Annotated in this window: 13 protein-coding genes; 8 read left to right on the top strand and 5 right to left on the bottom strand. The window is 70.6% G+C overall.

Annotation, left to right across the window (positions count from 1 at the left end; genetic code table 11):
- The first annotated feature begins 33 nt into the window (after positions 1 to 33).
- Together AB0N59_RS05945 and AB0N59_RS05950 are read left to right on the top strand one after the other, a co-directional pair.
- Positions 34 to 594 carry an acyl-CoA thioesterase gene (locus AB0N59_RS05945; protein ID WP_363480122.1) on the top strand — a complete coding sequence of 187 codons (561 nt, stop codon included), beginning with the start codon at positions 34 to 36 and terminating at the stop codon, positions 592 to 594.
- A 33-nt stretch (positions 595 to 627) separates the two neighbouring features.
- Positions 628 to 2,118, top strand: coding sequence for a hypothetical protein (locus AB0N59_RS05950; RefSeq protein WP_363480125.1), 1,491 nt, complete (start codon positions 628 to 630; stop codon positions 2,116 to 2,118).
- On the opposite strand, the gene AB0N59_RS05955 is transcribed toward AB0N59_RS05950, so the two are convergent.
- From AB0N59_RS05955 to AB0N59_RS05965, 3 genes are read right to left on the bottom strand one after another with little or no spacing between them, the layout of a single operon-like run.
- Positions 2,019 to 2,627 carry a hypothetical protein gene (locus AB0N59_RS05955; RefSeq protein ID WP_363480128.1) on the bottom strand — a complete coding sequence of 203 codons (609 nt, stop codon included), beginning with the start codon at positions 2,625 to 2,627 and terminating at the stop codon, positions 2,019 to 2,021. The genes AB0N59_RS05950 and AB0N59_RS05955 overlap by 100 nt on opposite strands.
- Complete coding sequence (locus AB0N59_RS05960) at positions 2,624 to 3,202, bottom strand: hypothetical protein (protein ID WP_363480131.1); 579 nt, start codon at positions 3,200 to 3,202, stop codon at positions 2,624 to 2,626. Before AB0N59_RS05960 ends, AB0N59_RS05955 begins: the two co-directional genes overlap by 4 nt.
- A complete protein-coding gene (locus tag AB0N59_RS05965) occupies positions 3,196 to 3,909 on the bottom strand; it encodes a hypothetical protein (protein ID WP_363480134.1) in 714 nt (237 codons plus the stop codon). The genes AB0N59_RS05960 and AB0N59_RS05965 overlap by 7 nt, the downstream gene beginning before the upstream one ends.
- Before the next feature lie 61 nt (positions 3,910 to 3,970).
- Between AB0N59_RS05965 and AB0N59_RS05970 the strand changes: the two genes are divergently transcribed.
- From AB0N59_RS05970 to rocD, 6 genes are all read left to right on the top strand, one after another.
- The gene (locus AB0N59_RS05970; protein WP_363480137.1) at positions 3,971 to 7,633 is read left to right on the top strand and encodes a bifunctional proline dehydrogenase/L-glutamate gamma-semialdehyde dehydrogenase; all 3,663 of its coding nucleotides are present in this window, start codon (positions 3,971 to 3,973) and stop codon (positions 7,631 to 7,633) included.
- An 81-nt stretch (positions 7,634 to 7,714) separates the two neighbouring features.
- Complete coding sequence (locus AB0N59_RS05975) at positions 7,715 to 8,149, top strand: hypothetical protein (RefSeq protein ID WP_363480140.1); 435 nt, start codon at positions 7,715 to 7,717, stop codon at positions 8,147 to 8,149.
- Positions 8,149 to 8,382 (top strand): helix-turn-helix transcriptional regulator, encoded by a 234-nt coding sequence (locus AB0N59_RS05980; RefSeq protein WP_363480142.1) that lies wholly within the window; start codon positions 8,149 to 8,151, stop codon positions 8,380 to 8,382. Before AB0N59_RS05975 ends, AB0N59_RS05980 begins: the two co-directional genes overlap by 1 nt.
- Position 8,383: 1 nt before the next feature.
- Positions 8,384 to 9,367: an NAD(P)-dependent alcohol dehydrogenase gene (locus tag AB0N59_RS05985; protein ID WP_363480145.1), complete on the top strand. Its 984-nt coding sequence runs from the start codon at positions 8,384 to 8,386 to the stop codon at positions 9,365 to 9,367.
- A 169-nt stretch (positions 9,368 to 9,536) separates the two neighbouring features.
- Positions 9,537 to 10,415, top strand: a complete 879-nt coding sequence (ddaH, locus tag AB0N59_RS05990; RefSeq protein WP_363480148.1) for a dimethylargininase — start codon at positions 9,537 to 9,539, stop codon at positions 10,413 to 10,415.
- Positions 10,415 to 11,596: an ornithine--oxo-acid transaminase gene (rocD, locus tag AB0N59_RS05995; RefSeq protein WP_363480151.1), complete on the top strand. Its 1,182-nt coding sequence runs from the start codon at positions 10,415 to 10,417 to the stop codon at positions 11,594 to 11,596. Before ddaH ends, rocD begins: the two co-directional genes overlap by 1 nt.
- A gap of 31 nt (positions 11,597 to 11,627) precedes the next feature.
- Here rocD and AB0N59_RS06000 read toward each other — a convergent pair whose 3' ends face one another.
- Positions 11,628 to 13,229, bottom strand: coding sequence for a molybdopterin-dependent oxidoreductase (locus tag AB0N59_RS06000; RefSeq protein WP_363480154.1), 1,602 nt, complete (start codon positions 13,227 to 13,229; stop codon positions 11,628 to 11,630).
- Positions 13,230 to 13,275: 46 nt separating this feature from the next.
- A complete protein-coding gene (locus AB0N59_RS06005; protein WP_363480157.1) occupies positions 13,276 to 15,159 on the bottom strand; it encodes a BCCT family transporter in 1,884 nt (627 codons plus the stop codon).
- Positions 15,160 to 15,167 lie beyond the last annotated feature (8 nt).

The following is a 15,167-nucleotide window of genomic DNA, read 5'->3' on the forward strand; positions in this document are numbered from 1 at the left end:
GGGTTTCATCGTGGATCGCTACTATCGCCCCTTGTGAATGTGATCTGGCGCACCCTCCTCGTCATCCTGCAGGCACGGCTGCGCACGCGCCGCGGCCAGGGCCTCGACCCGTCGGCGGTCAGCCGCATCCGGCTCACGACCCTGCCCACCGACCTCGACATCCTGCGCCACATGAACAACGGCCGCTACCTGTCGCTGTTCGACCTCGGCCGCTGGGATCTGCTGATCCGCACCGGCCTGTTCGACGCCATGAACGAGCGCGGCTGGTACGCGGTCGTCTCGAGCGAGACGGTGACCTTCCGCAAGTCGCTGCAGCTCTGGCAGCGCTTCGACGTCGAGTCGCGCTTCGTCGGCCACGACGACAAGGCCGTGTTCCTCGAGCACCGGGCCGTGGTCGACGGCGAGGTGTACGCCAGGGTTATCGTCAGGTCGCGGATGCTGCGCCGCGGCGGCGGCACCGTCAGCAACGAGGAGCTGTTCGCCGCGGTCGGCAAGCCACAGGGCCTGCCCGAGGTCGAGCCGTGGATCCACGACTGGTCGTCGGCCTCGGCGCTGCCCTCGACGAAGAAGCCCGCACCGAGCGTCTGGCGCTGACGGCCCTCCGCCCGCGCGCGGTAATCTGTGCGCGTGGGGGAGATGCTCAAGGCGACAGGGCGCGTGCTGTGGCGGCACTGGCCGGCGCTGCTGCTGTGGTTCTTCGCGGGTGTGGTGGCGCGGTACTTCATCATCCAGCTCGCGGGCTTCGCCGGCGGATACAACAGCACGCTCGGCATGCTGATCCTGCCGCTGGCGGTGCTCGCGCGCCTCATCAGCTTCGTCGGCATGTTCCTCGTCGTGCGCGATGGGCTGCGCAATCTGCAGGCGATCGCTCCCGTTCCCGAAGACGCCCGCGAGCGGCGCACCGCGTTCGTCGGATCGCTGATGGCCAGCATCCTGCCCTTCTACGCGGTCTACGCCGCCGCCGGGAACCTGAAGGAAGACGCGGCCGAGTACGCGAACATCGCACTCGCCATCTCCTTCGGGAACAACCTCAGCGCGGCGGTGGGCGGGCGCACGGTCACGGAGCAGGATGTGGCCCTCGAGGTATCGCTCGGGCCCTGGGTTCTGCTCATCATCGGTCTCGCGTACGCGGGCCGGTGGGCGTGGAAGAAGTGGTCCGACCGGCTGCCCAGGTTCGCGGCACTGGTCGCCGTTTATCTGGAAGTCGTGTGGGTGGCGTTCGCCGTGGCCCTCATCGGCGATGCGACCTCGGCGGTGCAGGGCTGGGTCGACACCCGCGTCGCGATGGTCTGGCTCGACGGCGTGCGCACCTGGGTCGGGGAGCAGCTCGCGCCGCTCGCTGCGGTGTGGGATGCCATCGGCTGGCTGCTCGGTGAAGCAGGCGGCATCATCCTGCAGCCCCTGGCCTGGCTGATGATCGCCGGAGTCATCTACGGCCAGACGATCGTGGCCGAGAAGCTGCGCATCGAGAACCGACTGCTCGAACGCGCGAAGGCACGTGCAGAGCGGGTGCCGAGCGCCATCCGTCGTCGTGCAGGCGACCTGGGCGACGAGCTGACGTCGCGGTTCCGCCCGATCGGGCGGGCGATCGTGCTGATGTGGCGCGCGGGCCCGATCATGATCGCCGCCTACGTGCTGCTGTACACCGTGGCGCTCGCGCTCGAACCGCTCGGACGCCTCGCCATCGTGTCGCTGATCGGACCGCAGGAGCTCGTGGTCTGGGGCACGTTCTCGACGCTGATCGCCACCGCGCCGCTGCTGATCGCCGAGCCTGCTCGTATCGCTCTGGTCTCGGCTGCATACGACAGCACCCTGAAGGCGACGCGCTCAGCGCGCGCGGAGGAGTCCGAGGCGCTCGCCGAGGAGATCGCTCAGGATGCGATCGAGCAGCCGGCGCAGCCGGCTGTCGCCGAGGCGCCGATCCCCGCCGAGGTCACGATCCCCGATGACGCACCGGTTCTCTCCGATGCTGGTGGGACTCAGCCGTCGCCCGAGGGCGCGCCTCCGCTTCCGCTCGATCAGGACGGGTCGATCTCGAACCGCACGAACCTGCCGTCGATGCCGGTGCCGCCCTCGTCGGGATCGAGCAGCTCGCCGTCCTTGCCGAAGCCGTTGTAGGGCACCACGTCGACCCAGAACGGACCCTCGGCGTCTTCCGGGATCGCGAAGGGAACGATGATCTCGTACGGCTCGGTGACCGTCGAGTCGCACTCGCTGTACTCGGTCGAGCTGTAGTCGAAGCCGAGTTCGAAGCTGCTCTCGTTCCACTGACGCCCTGTGCTCTGCTCGATGATCAGCGGGCTGTCGCACCTCACCGGGTCGCCGGGATCGTCGGGATCGACCGGGTCGGGCCTCACCGGTATGGCGACCCCGATCACGCGTGTGTTCGGGGGAGTGGTCATGCCCTCTGTGTCGTGGATGGCCGCGGAGCGGATCGGACCCCACGTCGCGCCGGACAGTTCGACCGTCTCGCCATCGGTCGCGATCACCGGTGTCACCCGGTTCAACGCGGTGCTGTTCGCCGCGGTCCAGTCCTTCCAGCCGATCGCGACGGCCCCCGCGGGCAGCAGCACCACCAGCATGCCGAGCGCGATCGCGTTCGTCTTCCACCAGCTGCGGCCGCTCACTCGTCCGTCCAATCCACCGTCTCGAGCTCGACCGAGTTCTCGACAGGCAAGGCGTCGAGGTCGATCTGCACCGTGATGATCGAGTCGTAGACGGGGAACCGATCCGTGGCGAGTTCGAGCGTCGCGGCCCCGGTCAGGCTCCCTTCATCCGGCAGCTGGAACACCAGCATCCCCGACTTCGGGATGCCTGGCACGAGCTGCTCGCCCGAGAGCATGTAGTCGTCGATGCTGCTCTCGCCCTCGCCACGTTCGGTCGCGCTGTAGACGCGGTCGCCGACCTTCAGCGTGGTCCGGCTCAGCAGGTTCCCGTACTCGGTGAGGACGGCTTCGGCATCCATCTCGACGACGACCCACGTGCCCTCCGCCCGCCATCCGGCGGGAGTCGTGATCGCCTCGGCAGCCCGCACGCGCTGAACGGTGACGGCGAGGTCACGGCCTTCGACGCGCTCGCCGACCTCCGCCTGCTGCACGAAGGCGCGCTCTGCCGAGTCGTCGCCGGGGGTCGCCTGAGCGACGAGCCATGCCGCGACCAGCAGGCCGATCGTGATCGCCCAGGGCAGCAGACGTCTCACCACGGGTCGCCCTCCCCGAGATCGTCGAGAGTCGCGGTGACGACCGCCGACGTGCCGCCCTCGAACCAGTGCAGGTCGTCGTCGAGGAACTGCCCGCGGTAGGTCTGCGGGTCGGACAGCGCGATGCGCACCTGGTCGCCTTCGCTGTAGTCGGATGCATCGACCGTCCACGACAGGATGATCTCGTCTGACACGCCGGGCTGCAGGGCGAGCACGCCCTGAGTGGTCTCGCCTGGTCGGCTGAACTCGGGCGTCTTGTCAGGGCCGCCGACGATGCGGGTGCCCTGCAACCCGGTCGACGCGCGCATCGTACGGGCCTCGGGGAAGAGGTTCGTGATCCTCATCCGCACCGCCAGCACGCGCTCGCCGTTCTCCTTGTCGGCGGAGCTGCCGTTCTCGACGCGGTCGGAGAGGTAGGCGCTGTCGACGGCCATGTCGAGGTTCGACGTGACGACGTGCTCGCCGACCTTCACCTGGCGCGTCTCGGGGGCGGCGACGCTGTTCAGCCCGCCGAACGACGCGGTCGCGGCGAGGAAGATCCCCACGCCGATCATGCTCGCCCATTTCGTGGGGATGCGGTCGGCCATGGTGCGCACCCATCGCACCCGCGACGGGGTCCGATCACGCGCAGTCGCCTGTGCGGCTGCCGTCGCCTGGGCGGCCGCCTCGCGCGCGCTCGCGCGAGGACCGAGCGCCTTCTTCTCCCCCACGAACACAGCATAGAACGCGGTGCTTCCGCGCCGCGCGACCGATCGTGCCTACTCTGGATGCATGGCAGAGCAGTCGTCATCGTCCTCTGATCGTCGCCTGGCCGATGCCGCCACGGCACTCGCCCGGCGCTGGGTCGACGAGGCGGCGCAGGCGCAGGTCGATCCTGCCGCGCAGCGGCTCGCGGGGGTGCTGCACGACCCCAAGGGCCTGCCGTTCACGCTCGGCTTCGTCGACGGCGTGATGCGGCCCGAGAGCGCCGCGGCCGCAGCATCCAGCCTCCGCCGCGTCGCGCCGCTGGCGCCCGACTTCCTGCCCTGGTACCTGCGAGGTGTCGTCCGCCTGGGCGGCGGCGTCGCTCCTGTGCTGCCCGTGCCGACGGTGCCGATCGCCCGGCGCGTGCTGCGCGAGATGGTCGGGCACCTCATCGTCGACGCCAGGCCGGACAAGCTCGGCCCCGCGCTCGAGAAGATCCGCACGGGCTCCGAGGCAGGCGCCCGGCTCAACCTCAATCTTCTCGGCGAGGCGGTGCTGGGCGATGCCGAGGCGAGACGGCGCCTCGAGGGCATCCACGAGCTCATCCGGCGCGACGATGTCGACTACGTGTCGGTGAAGGTCTCGGCGATCATCAGCCACATCTCGATGTGGGCGTTCGAGCAGACGGTCGACGAGGTCGTCGAGCGGCTGCTGCCGCTGTACATCACCGCCGCCGACAACGGCACGTTCATCAACCTCGACATGGAGGAGTACCGCGACCTCGACCTCACGATCGCCGTGTTCACCCGCCTGCTCGAAGACCCGAGGCTCACCGCCCTCGAAGCGGGCATCGTGCTGCAGACCTACCTGCCCGACGCGCTGACCGCCCTGCGCGAGCTCACCGCCTGGGCCCGCGACCGCGTCGAGCATCGCGGCGCCCCGATCAAGATCCGGCTCGTGAAGGGCGCGAACCTCGCGATGGAGAAGGTCGACGCCGTGATGCACGGCTGGCCGCAGGCCCCCTACGGCACCAAACTCGACACCGACGCCAACTATCTGCGCTGCCTCGACGCGGCTTTCGACCAGCGCAGCACCGCCGCCGTGCGCATCGGCGTCGCGGGGCACAACCTCTTCGACATCGCGTACGCCTGGCTGCTCGCCGGCGAGCGCGGGGTGCGCGACGCGATCGAGTTCGAGATGCTGCTCGGAATGGCGCAGGGCCAGGTCGAGGCTGTCTCGCGCGAGGTCGGTGCCGTGCTGCTCTACGTGCCCGTCGTCGATCCGAACGAGTTCGACGTCGCGATCAGCTACCTCGTGCGCCGTCTCGACGAGAACGCCTCGTCGTCGAACTTCCTCTCGGCCGCCTTCCACCTCGCAGACGACCCCGCTCTCTTCGAACGCGAGCGGCTGCGCTTCGTCGACTCGATCACCCGCTCACGTGACCGCAGTCTGCTGACCGGGCCCCGGCGCACGCAGAACCGCGCAGCGCCGGCGCATGAATCGGTGCGCCCGCTCGCGCAGCCGCGGACGGCCGACGAGGGCCTCACCGAGGTGGTGCTCGACATCGCCCGCGGGTCGTCGGGCATCGACGAGGGCGCTGACGATCCGTTCCTGCAGACAGCCGTCTACGCCAGGCAGGAGCTCACGGCCGCCGACGGCGCCCCCGGCTTCGAGAACACCGCAGACAGCGACCCCGCGCTCCCCGCCAACCGCGCCTGGGCGCGCGAGATCTTCGCGCACATCGCCCGCGATCGGGGGCTCGGCATCCCCACCCTGCGCGCGGCGCGCATCGACGACGCAGAGCGGCTGGATGCCGTGATCGAGCGCGTTCAGGGCGCAGCATCCGCCTGGGGATCCAGGCCCGCCGCCGAACGCGCGCAGATCCTGCAGCGCGCCGCCGCCGCCCTCGCCGCGCGCCGCGGCGAGCTGATCGAGGTCGCCGCCGTCGAGACCGGGAAGGTGTTCGCCGAGGCCGACGTCGAGGTGAGCGAGGCGGTCGACATGGCGAAGTACTACGCCGCCACCTGCCGCGAGCTCGACGCCATCAGCGGCGCGGTGTTCGAGCCCGCGAAGGTCACCGTCGTCACCCCGCCCTGGAACTTCCCCCTCGCGATCCCGGCCGGGGGAGTGCTCGCGGCGCTCGCCGCCGGATCCGGGGTGGTCTTCAAGCCGGCGCATCAGGCGCGACGGTGCGCAGCGGTGATCGCCGAGGCACTGTGGCAGGCCGGGGTGCCCCGCGATGTGCTCGCACTCGTCGAGCTGGGGGAGCGCGAGCTCGGGAAGCAGCTGATCACGCATCCGGCGGTCGACCGGGTGATCCTCACCGGGTCGTGGGACACCGCGGCGCTGTTCCGCTCGTGGCGTCCCGACCTGCCGCTGCTCGCCGAGACCAGCGGCAAGAACGCGATCGTCATCACCCCGACGGCCGACATCGATCTGGCCGTCGCCGACCTCGTGAAGAGCGCGTTCGGCCACGCCGGGCAGAAGTGCTCGGCCGCGTCGCTGGCGATCCTCGTGGGGCCCGTCGGCCACTCGAAGCGATTCGTGCGCCAGCTGCTCGACGCCGTCCGCTCGCTGCGGGTCGCGTGGCCGTCGGACCCCGCGGCCGAGGTGGGCCCGGTGATCGAGCGGCCGCAGGGCAAGCTCGACTGGGCGCTCACCCGGCTGGAGGGCGAGGAGAAGTGGCTGATCGAGCCGCGCTCGCTCGACGACAGCGGACGCCTGTGGAGCCCGGGCGTGCGCGTCGGGGTGCAGCCCGGCTCTCGCACGCACCTCGAGGAGTTCTTCGGTCCGATGCTCGGCATCATGCACGCGCCCACGCTGAGCGCCGCGATCGACCTGCAGAACGCCGTGTCGTACGGCCTCACAGCCGGTCTGCACACGCAGGATCCCGCAGACCTCGCTCTATGGCTCGAGCATGTGCAGGCAGGCAACCTCTACGTCAACCGGGGGATCACCGGGGCGATCGTGCAGCGCCAGCCCTTCGGCGGCTGGAAGCGCTCGTCGGTCGGTCCCGGCGCCAAGGCCGGCGGACCCCACTATCTGATCGGTCTCGGAGCGTGGCGCTCGCGCCCCCGCGGCAAGGCGTCGAACACGCTGCACCTGCGCGGTCTCGACGTGCGCATCGCGGCGCTCATCGAGGCGGGCCAGCCCTCGCTCGACTTCGAGGGGTTCGAGTGGCTGCGTCAGTCGGCGCTCGCCGACGCCGTCGCCTGGGACCGCGAGTTCGGCCAGGTGCGCGACGTGTCGCAGCTCGGCGTCGAGCGCAATCTGCTCCGCTACCGGCCGGTGCCCGTCGCGGTGCGCGCCACCGCCGATGCTCCGCTGCACGAGGTGCTGCGGGTGGTGCTCGCCGGCATCCGCTCAGGTGCGGAGTTCATGCTCTCGGTGCCGTCGGGACTCCCCGCCGGCATCAGGGGCGAGCTGGGCGACCTCGGCGTGCTGGTCGCGGTCGAGAGCGACGCCGAGTGGATCGACCGGATGCTGCGCCACGGCGCCGCCGCAGAGGCGGGGGCGTCCGGCGCCGCAGCCCCTGATCGGGTGCGACTGGTCGGGGCGCGCGAGACGGTGGCGTCTCTGCACCGCGCGCTCGCCGAGGCCGTCGCGGGCGATCCCGACCTCGCGGTCTACGACGGCGAGGTGACCTCGGCCGGCCGCATCGAGCTGCTGCCGTTCGTGCACGAGCAGGCGATCTCGATCACGGCGCACCGCTTCGGCAACCCCGATGACTGGAGCGCGGACGTCATCTGACACCGATGTAAAAAATTCTTGACATCTGTCGCGAGGCGGGCCTAGCCTCCATGTAAAGAATCTTTTACATGGAGGTGTCCGATGGTCTATCAGGAGCGTGTCGCCTGGTCGCAGCTCATCGTCTCGGTGATCACCATCGCGGTCTACGTCGCACTGGTCGTGAGGAGCGCCGATGGTGGCGAGCTGACGTCGGTCGACTGGCTTCCGCTCATGCTGTGGACGATCGGCGGCGGCATCGTGCTGACCATCGTCCTGAGCATCCTGTGGGGGATCGTGGCCGGTATGCGCGACCCGCAGTCGGCGACCGCCACCGACATCCGCGATCGTGACATCAGCCGCCTCGGCGGGCGGGTCGAGCACTCCTTCCTCGTGATCGCCGGACTGGGCGTCATCGCGCTGTGCGGCGCAGGCGCCCACCTGTTCTGGATCGCGAACACCATGTTCCTCGGATTCGCGATCTCGGCCCTGATCGGCGGCATCGCCCGGGTCGTCGCCTACCGACGCGGGCTCGTGTGATGGTCAAGCCCACCCTCGTCACCAACACGATCCGTGCACGGCGCGAAGAAGCGGGCATGACTCAGGCGGAGCTCGCCGGGCTGATCGGCGTCACCAGGCAGACCCTCATCGCCATCGAGCAGGGCCGGTACTCGCCCACGCTCGAGATCGCCTTCCAGATCGCCCGCGCCTTCGGCCGGCCGCTCGAAGACCTCTTCCAGTACCCCGAACCCACCCAGAAGCGAGGGGACTGACATGCCCGAGACGATGAGCGCCTGGGAGCAGGAGGGATACGGACCGGCATCCGGCGTCCGACGAGTCCGGCGGCCGATCCCCGAACCAGGCGGAGGAGAGGTGCTGCTGCGGGTGCGCGCGACCGGCCTCAACGCCGGCGACGTGAGGATCATGCTCGGCGACCCGCTGCTCGTGCGGCCCGTCTTCGGCGTCCGCCGTCCGCGCAACCCCGTGCGGGGGATGGATGTCGCCGGCACCGTGGTCGCGCTCGGACCCGATGTCGACTCCGTGTCGGTCGGCGACGAGGTCGTGGCCGAGCTGCCCGGTGGCGGAGGGCTCGCCGAGTACGCCGTGGCTCCGGCCGGGCGCCTGGTGCTCCGCCCGGCCGCGGTGTCGGCCCGGGATGCCGCCTGCCTGCCGATCGCCGCCGGAACCGCTCGCCAGGCGCTCGATGCAGCGGCGATCACCGGCGACGGCCGTGTGCTCGTCATCGCGGCATCAGGGGGAGTGGGCACCTTCGCGGTGCAGCTGGCCGCCGCTGACGGGCTCGAGGTGCACGCGACGTGCTCGGCGCGCAATGCGGCAGCCGTCCGAGACCTCGGCGCCTCGTCGGTGATCGACCGCGAGCGGCCGCTGCGCGACCTGCCTGCCGGCGGCTACGACGCGGTCATCGACATCGCCGGCACCGCGGCGCTGCGCGACCTGCAGCGGCTCGTGGTCGACGGCGGGCGCGTCGTGATGGTCTCGGGCCAGGGCGGGCGGATGCTCGGGCCGATTCCTCGCATGCTGCGCGCCGCACTGCTCTCGATCGGATCGCGCCGGCGCATCCGGCCCCTCGCCGCGGTCGCGAAGCCGCAGATGCTGCGCATGCTGCTCGGCCTCGCGGAAGCGGGGCGGATCCGCCCGCTCATCGAGGCCGTGCACCCGTTCGACGAGGCCGGTGCGGCCCTCGCGCGAGTGCAGGGCGGCCACGTCGTGGGCAAGGTCGTCGTCGAGCAGAGCTGACCATGCATCCGGAATCCCTGCCCGCACGGGTGGCGATTCTCAGCATCCGGATGCAAAAATATCCGTGGCGTGCCTTGTCGCATCTTCCCCGCCCTCCGCACCGGAGGGGCGGGTCGAACTTCCGCCAGGCCCCTGGACAGCGTCCGCCGCACCTTCTCGAGGAGCACTCATGTCCACGCCTGACACCGCGACGACGATCGACGCCCCCACCCGCACGGCACACCACCGCCGCTACCTGATGTGCCGCCCCGAGCACTTCACGGTCAACTACTCCATCAACCCGTGGATGGAGCCCGCCAACCCCACCGACACCGCCAAGGCGGTCGAGCAGTGGCAGAAGCTGCACGACCTGTACCTCGAGCTGGGCCACGAGGTCGAGCTGATCGAGCCGCTCGCCGGCTACCCCGACATGGTCTACACCGCCAACGGCGGCTTCGTCATCGGCGGCCGTGCGTACGTGCCCGAGTTCTACTTCGAGCAGCGCAAGGGCGAGGCGCCCGCCTTCGCCGACTGGTTCCGCGCCAACGGCTTCGACACCGTCATGCCCGAGCAGGTCAACGAGGGCGAGGGCGACTTCCTGCTCGTCGGCGACGTGATCCTCGCGGGCACCGGCTTCCGCTCGGTGGGCGACAGCCACCTCGAGGTGGGCGAGGTGTTCGGCCGCGAGGTCGTGACGCTGAACCTCGTCGACCCGCGCTTCTACCACCTCGACACCGCCCTCACCGTGCTCGACCCCGTGCAGGGCGTCGAGAACGGCGGCCCCGAGCGCGCCAACGTCGCCTACCTGCCGGCCGCCTTCGACGAGGCGTCGCAGAAGATCCTCGCCGAGCGCTTCCCCGACGCGATCATCGTCAGCGAAGAGGACGGCGCCGTGTTCGGCCTGAACTCCGCGAGCGACGGCTACAACGTGATCATCTCGCCGCGCGCCAAGGGCTTCGAGAAGCAGCTGCGCGAGCGCGGCTACAACCCCATCACCGTCGACCTCTCCGAGCTGCTGCTCGGCGGCGGCGGCATCAAGTGCTGCACGCTGGAACTGCGCGGCGCCTGATGTCCGCGGTCGAACCGCACGTCGCCGAGAACTACCACCCGCTGCCCGTCGTCGTCGCCCAGGGCGAGGGCGTATGGGTGACGGATGCCGACGGCAGGCGCTACCTCGACCTGCTGGCGGCGTACTCGGCCGTGAACTTCGGGCACCGGCATCCGGCGATCGTCGATGCGCTGACCGCGCAGCTCGGCAGGGTCACGCTCACCAGCCGAGCGTTCATGAACGACCAGCTTGAGCCCTTCGCCGCAGCGCTCGCGGAGCTGTGCGGGAAGGACCTCGTTCTGCCCATGAACACGGGCGCCGAGGCCGTCGAGACCGGCATCAAGGTCGCTCGTGCGTGGGGCTATCGGGTCAAGGGCATCGCCGAGGGCAGGGCGCGGATCGTCGTCGCGGCAGGCAACTTCCACGGCCGCACCACCACGATCATCAGCTTCAGCGACGACCCGCAGGCGCGTGACGACTTCGGGCCGTACACGCCCGGCTTCGACGTCGTGCCCTACGGCGATGCCGATGCGATCGCCGCAGCGATCACCGATGACACCGCCGCCGTGCTCATCGAGCCCATCCAGGGCGAGGGCGGCGTGATCATCCCGCCCGACGGCTACCTGCGGCGCGTGCGCGAGATCTGCGACGAGAAGAATGTGCTGTTCATCGCCGACGAGATCCAGTCGGGCCTCGGCCGGGTCGGCGAGACCTTCGCCTGCGACCGCGAGGGCGTCGTGCCCGATCTGTACCTGCTCGGCAAGGCGCTCGGCGGCGGCATCCTGCCCGTGTCGGCCGTCGTCGGCGACCGCGACGTGCTCGGGGTCATCCGCCCCGGAGAGCACGGCTCGACGTTCGGCGGAAACCCGCTCGCGGCGGCCGTCGGCCACAAGGTCGTCGACATGCTCAGCACCGGCGAGTTCCAGCAGCGCGCCCGCCGGCTCGGCGCGCACCTGCGATCGGACCTCGAGGCGCTCATCGGTCACGGCGTGGCCGCAGTGCGCATCGCCGGCCTCTGGGCGGGCGTCGACATCGACCCGGCCTACGGCACAGGTCGCGAGGTCGCCGAGAAGCTGCGCGAGCGCGGCGTGCTCGTGAAAGACACCCACGGGCAGACCATCCGCATCGCTCCGCCGCTGGTCATCCGCGCGACCGAGCTCGACTGGGCCGTCGAGCAGCTGCGCCTCGTGCTCGAGGGCTGACCGCCGGCCCGGCCGCGAACGGGACCGCGGGTCAGGCGACAGTGACCGAGATCGTGTGCCAGCCCGTCGCGCCGTCGGGAGCCGGCGGGGCGATCGCGTCGGTCTGCGGGGTGCCGTCGGCGGCGATCGCACGGCACCGGATGCGGTGGTCGCCGGACTGCGCGCGCCAGGGCATGCGCCACTGCACCCAGGTGTCGTCCGACAGGGCGGATGCGAGCTCGGCGCGCTCCCACGGACCGTCGTCGACCTGCACCTCGACGCCCGAGACCCCTGAGCCGGGCTGCCAGGCGACGCCGGCGATCACCGCGTCGCCTACGCCGACCCCGCTGCCGCCGCGCGGCACGTCGATGCGGGACTGCAGCTTGATGGGGCCCTCTGCCGACCAGCCGCGGTCGGTCCAATACGCGCGAGAGCGGTCGAAGCGCGTCACCTCGAGCTCGGTCACCCACTTCGTCGCCGAGACGTAGCCGTACAGACCCGGAACGACCATGCGCACAGGGAAGCCGTGCGCGAGCGGAAGGGGCTCGCCGTTCATGCCGATCGCGAGCAGGGCGTCGCGATCGTCGGTCAGCGCCTCGAGCGGGGTGCCCGCGGTGAAGCCGTCGGCAGAGGTCGAGAGCACCATGTCGGCGTCGGATCGGGGAGCCGCGCGGGCCAGCAGCTCGCGGATCGGGTACCCGAGCCACACGGCGTTGCCGACGAGGTCGCCGCCCACGGGGTTCGACACGCACGACAGCGTCACCGCCCGCTCGACGAGGGGCAGAGCGAGCAGCTCGTCCCAGGTGAGCGTGACCTCGCGCTCGACCATGCCGTGGATGCGCAGCCGCCACTCGGCAGGGTCGACGGTCGGCACGACGAGCGCGGTGTCGATGCGGTAGAAGTCGCGGTTCGGCGTGATCAACGGCGAGATCCCCGCCACATCGAGCTCGGCGCCAGACGGCGCGACGGGGGCAGGCGAGGCAGCGCGGGGCAGTCGCAGTGCGTCGCGTGCGACCGAGACCGCGGCCGAGCCGGCCTTGGTGAGCGCACCGGCGGCCGCGAGGGCGACGCCGAGGAGGGTGGTGCCACCGGCCCAGACGAGAAAGGCGCGTCGCGAGGAGGACGTTCCGGATGCCGTGCCCGGCACGACGACGTTCGCCGGCACGGGCGCCACCGCGGGCGCCACCGCGGGCGCCGCCCCGGGCGCCGCCCCGGCGAACGAGGCGCCGCGCACCAGCATCCGCAGCGCCGTCGCTGCCACAGCGCCGGCGAGGACCGACGGCAGCCAGGCCAGCATCCCGGCATCCGCCCTGGTGAGCGCGAGCACGCCGACGGCCGCACCGATCACGACCAGGGCGATCACGCCCGCACGTCGCCGACGCGCCTCGGCGATGCCCGCCGCGGCGGCCAGCGCGAGCAGCACGATCGCGATTCCGATGAGCAGGGCGGCCTTGTCTGCCGTGCCGAACCACGCGATCGCGGTGTCTTTCGCCCAGGCCGGTGCCGCGTCGATCAGGGCGCCGCCGACGACGGCGAACGGACTCGCCGAGGGTGCGAACAGGGCGGCGAGCAGCTCGCCCGCACCCGCACCGAGCACCGCGGCCGCGATGCCCGCGAGCGCAGCCATGACGCGCCGCCGTGAAGAGCCCTTCATGCGTCAAGGCTACGCGCGCTCTACACGGTCCGGACCCTCCCGCAGGTCAGTCCTTCAGGAAGGGACCCGAGTCCTGCGGCTTCACGTCGGGGTCGTCGAGACCCGCGAGCTCGTCTTCGGCGATCAGCACATCGACGTCCTGCGTCGACGGCGTGGAGTCGACGTGGCTCTCGGCCGCCAGGGCTCCCGGCGTCGCTCGTGCAGGGTCAGCCGGGGCGACCGGCAGGCCGAACGAGCGCTGCAGCCGGCGCATCCACCTGGGCTGCGCGCCGAACACCCCGGTCGCGTCGTGCGCCTCGACCTCGAGCCCGTAGTAGTCGCCGATCTTGTCGATGAACTGCGCGCGCTCGGCCTTGGCATACGCCCGGCGTTCGCGACTGAACGCGACCACCGTCGACCAGCACATCAGCAGCATGACCACGCTGAACGGCAGCGCGATCGTGATGGCCGCCGTCTGCAGAGCGTTCAGGCCGCCCGACAGCAGCAGCGCGATGGCCAGCAGCGCCGTGACCGCCACGAAGAAGGTGCGGATCCAGCGCTGGGGCTCCGGCTTGCCGCCGGTGGCGATCATTCCCATCACCAGCGCGCCCGAGTCGGCCGAGGTGATGAAGAAGATCGCGAGCAGCAGGATCGCGCCGATGCTGACGATCATCGAACCCGGCACGTTCTGCAGCAGCGTGAACAGGGCCCCCTGGAGATCGACCGCGCCCTCGGGGCCGGTCAGGGTGCCCGGCTCTGCGAGCTCGAGCGCGAGGGCCGATCCGCCGAGCACGGCGAACCAGAGGATGCCGAGCAGCGTCGGCACGAGGATGACCCCGACGACGAACTCGCGCACCGTGCGGCCCTTCGAGACGCGGGCGATGAAGATGCCGACGAAGGGCGCCCACGAGATCCACCAGCCCCAGTAGAAGGAGGTCCAGGACGACTGCCACTGCTCGCCCTCAGTGCCCTGGAAGGCGCTGACGTTGAACGACAGGCCGACGAAGTTCTGGATGTAGTAGCCGATCGACTGCACGAAGTCGCGCAGCAGGAACTCGGTCGGCCCGACCGCGAGAAGGTAGATGACCAGCAGCCCGGCGAGCACGAGGTTGGCGTTCGAGAGCCACTTCATGCCCTTGGTCACGCCCGAGAGCACCGACATGAGCACGAAGACCGAGATGATCAGGATCAGCACGACCTGGGTCGTCTCGTCGGGGTCGGCGATGCCGGCCGTGTGCAGCCCCGAGCTCATCTGCAGCACGCCGAGGCCGAGCGAGGTGGCGACGCCGAACAGCGTGCCGACCAGAGCGATCACGTCGATCGCGTGGCCCCAGCCGCCCTCGACCTTCTTGCCGAGCAGGGGCTCGAGGGTCCACCGGATCGAGATGGGACGACGGCGCCGGTGGATCGCGTAGGCGAGCGCGATGCCGATCACCACGTAGATCGACCAGGCGTGCACGCCCCAGTGCAGATAGGTCTGGCCGAGGGCGGCCTGCGCCAGCTGGGCCGGTGTGCCCTCCACGCCCGGACGGGGGTTCGTGAAGTGCGAGAGCGGCTCGCTCACGCCGTAGAAGACGAGACCGATGCCCATTCCGGCCGCGAAGAGCAGCGAGAACCAGCTCATGAGCGAGAACTCGGGCTCTTCGTCGTCGCGCCCGAGCTTGATGTCGCCGAAGCGGCTGAAACCGAGGAACAGGCAGAACGCGACGAAGAACGCGGCGATCAGCACGTAGTACCAGTTGAACGCGTTGACGATGCTCGTCTGGATGGTCTGGAAAGCCGTCTCGGCCACACCGGGCAGCAGCAGCGCGAACAGCGCGAACACCACGACGATGACGGCGGCCGGCCAGAAGACCCACCTCAGCACCTGCGGTTCGCGCGGGGACGCCGCGGTGGCGGCATCCGCTGCCGCGGTGACGTTCGGATCAGACGCGTCTCTGTTTCCGCTCATGCTCTCCA

It is taken from the genome of Microbacterium sp. NPDC089321 (assembly GCF_040684935.1).
Classification (GTDB): Bacteria; Actinomycetota; Actinomycetes; order Actinomycetales; family Microbacteriaceae; genus Microbacterium.

What these genes read in the sequence shown, in the direction of transcription:
- AB0N59_RS05970 (WP_363480137.1), top strand. Translation starts at nt 3,971, where the DNA reads ATGGCAGAGCAGTCGTCATCGTCCTCTGATCGTCGCCTGGCCGATGCC.
- AB0N59_RS05975 (WP_363480140.1), top strand. Translation starts at nt 7,715, where the DNA reads ATGGTCTATCAGGAGCGTGTCGCCTGGTCGCAGCTCATCGTCTCGGTG.
- AB0N59_RS05980 (WP_363480142.1), top strand. Translation starts at nt 8,149, where the DNA reads ATGGTCAAGCCCACCCTCGTCACCAACACGATCCGTGCACGGCGCGAA.
- AB0N59_RS05985 (WP_363480145.1), top strand. Translation starts at nt 8,384, where the DNA reads ATGCCCGAGACGATGAGCGCCTGGGAGCAGGAGGGATACGGACCGGCA.
- ddaH (WP_363480148.1), top strand. Translation starts at nt 9,537, where the DNA reads ATGTCCACGCCTGACACCGCGACGACGATCGACGCCCCCACCCGCACG.
- rocD (WP_363480151.1), top strand. Translation starts at nt 10,415, where the DNA reads ATGTCCGCGGTCGAACCGCACGTCGCCGAGAACTACCACCCGCTGCCC.
- AB0N59_RS06000 (WP_363480154.1), bottom strand. Translation starts at nt 13,229, where the DNA reads ATGAAGGGCTCTTCACGGCGGCGCGTCATGGCTGCGCTCGCGGGCATC.
- AB0N59_RS06005 (WP_363480157.1), bottom strand. Translation starts at nt 15,159, where the DNA reads ATGAGCGGAAACAGAGACGCGTCTGATCCGAACGTCACCGCGGCAGCG.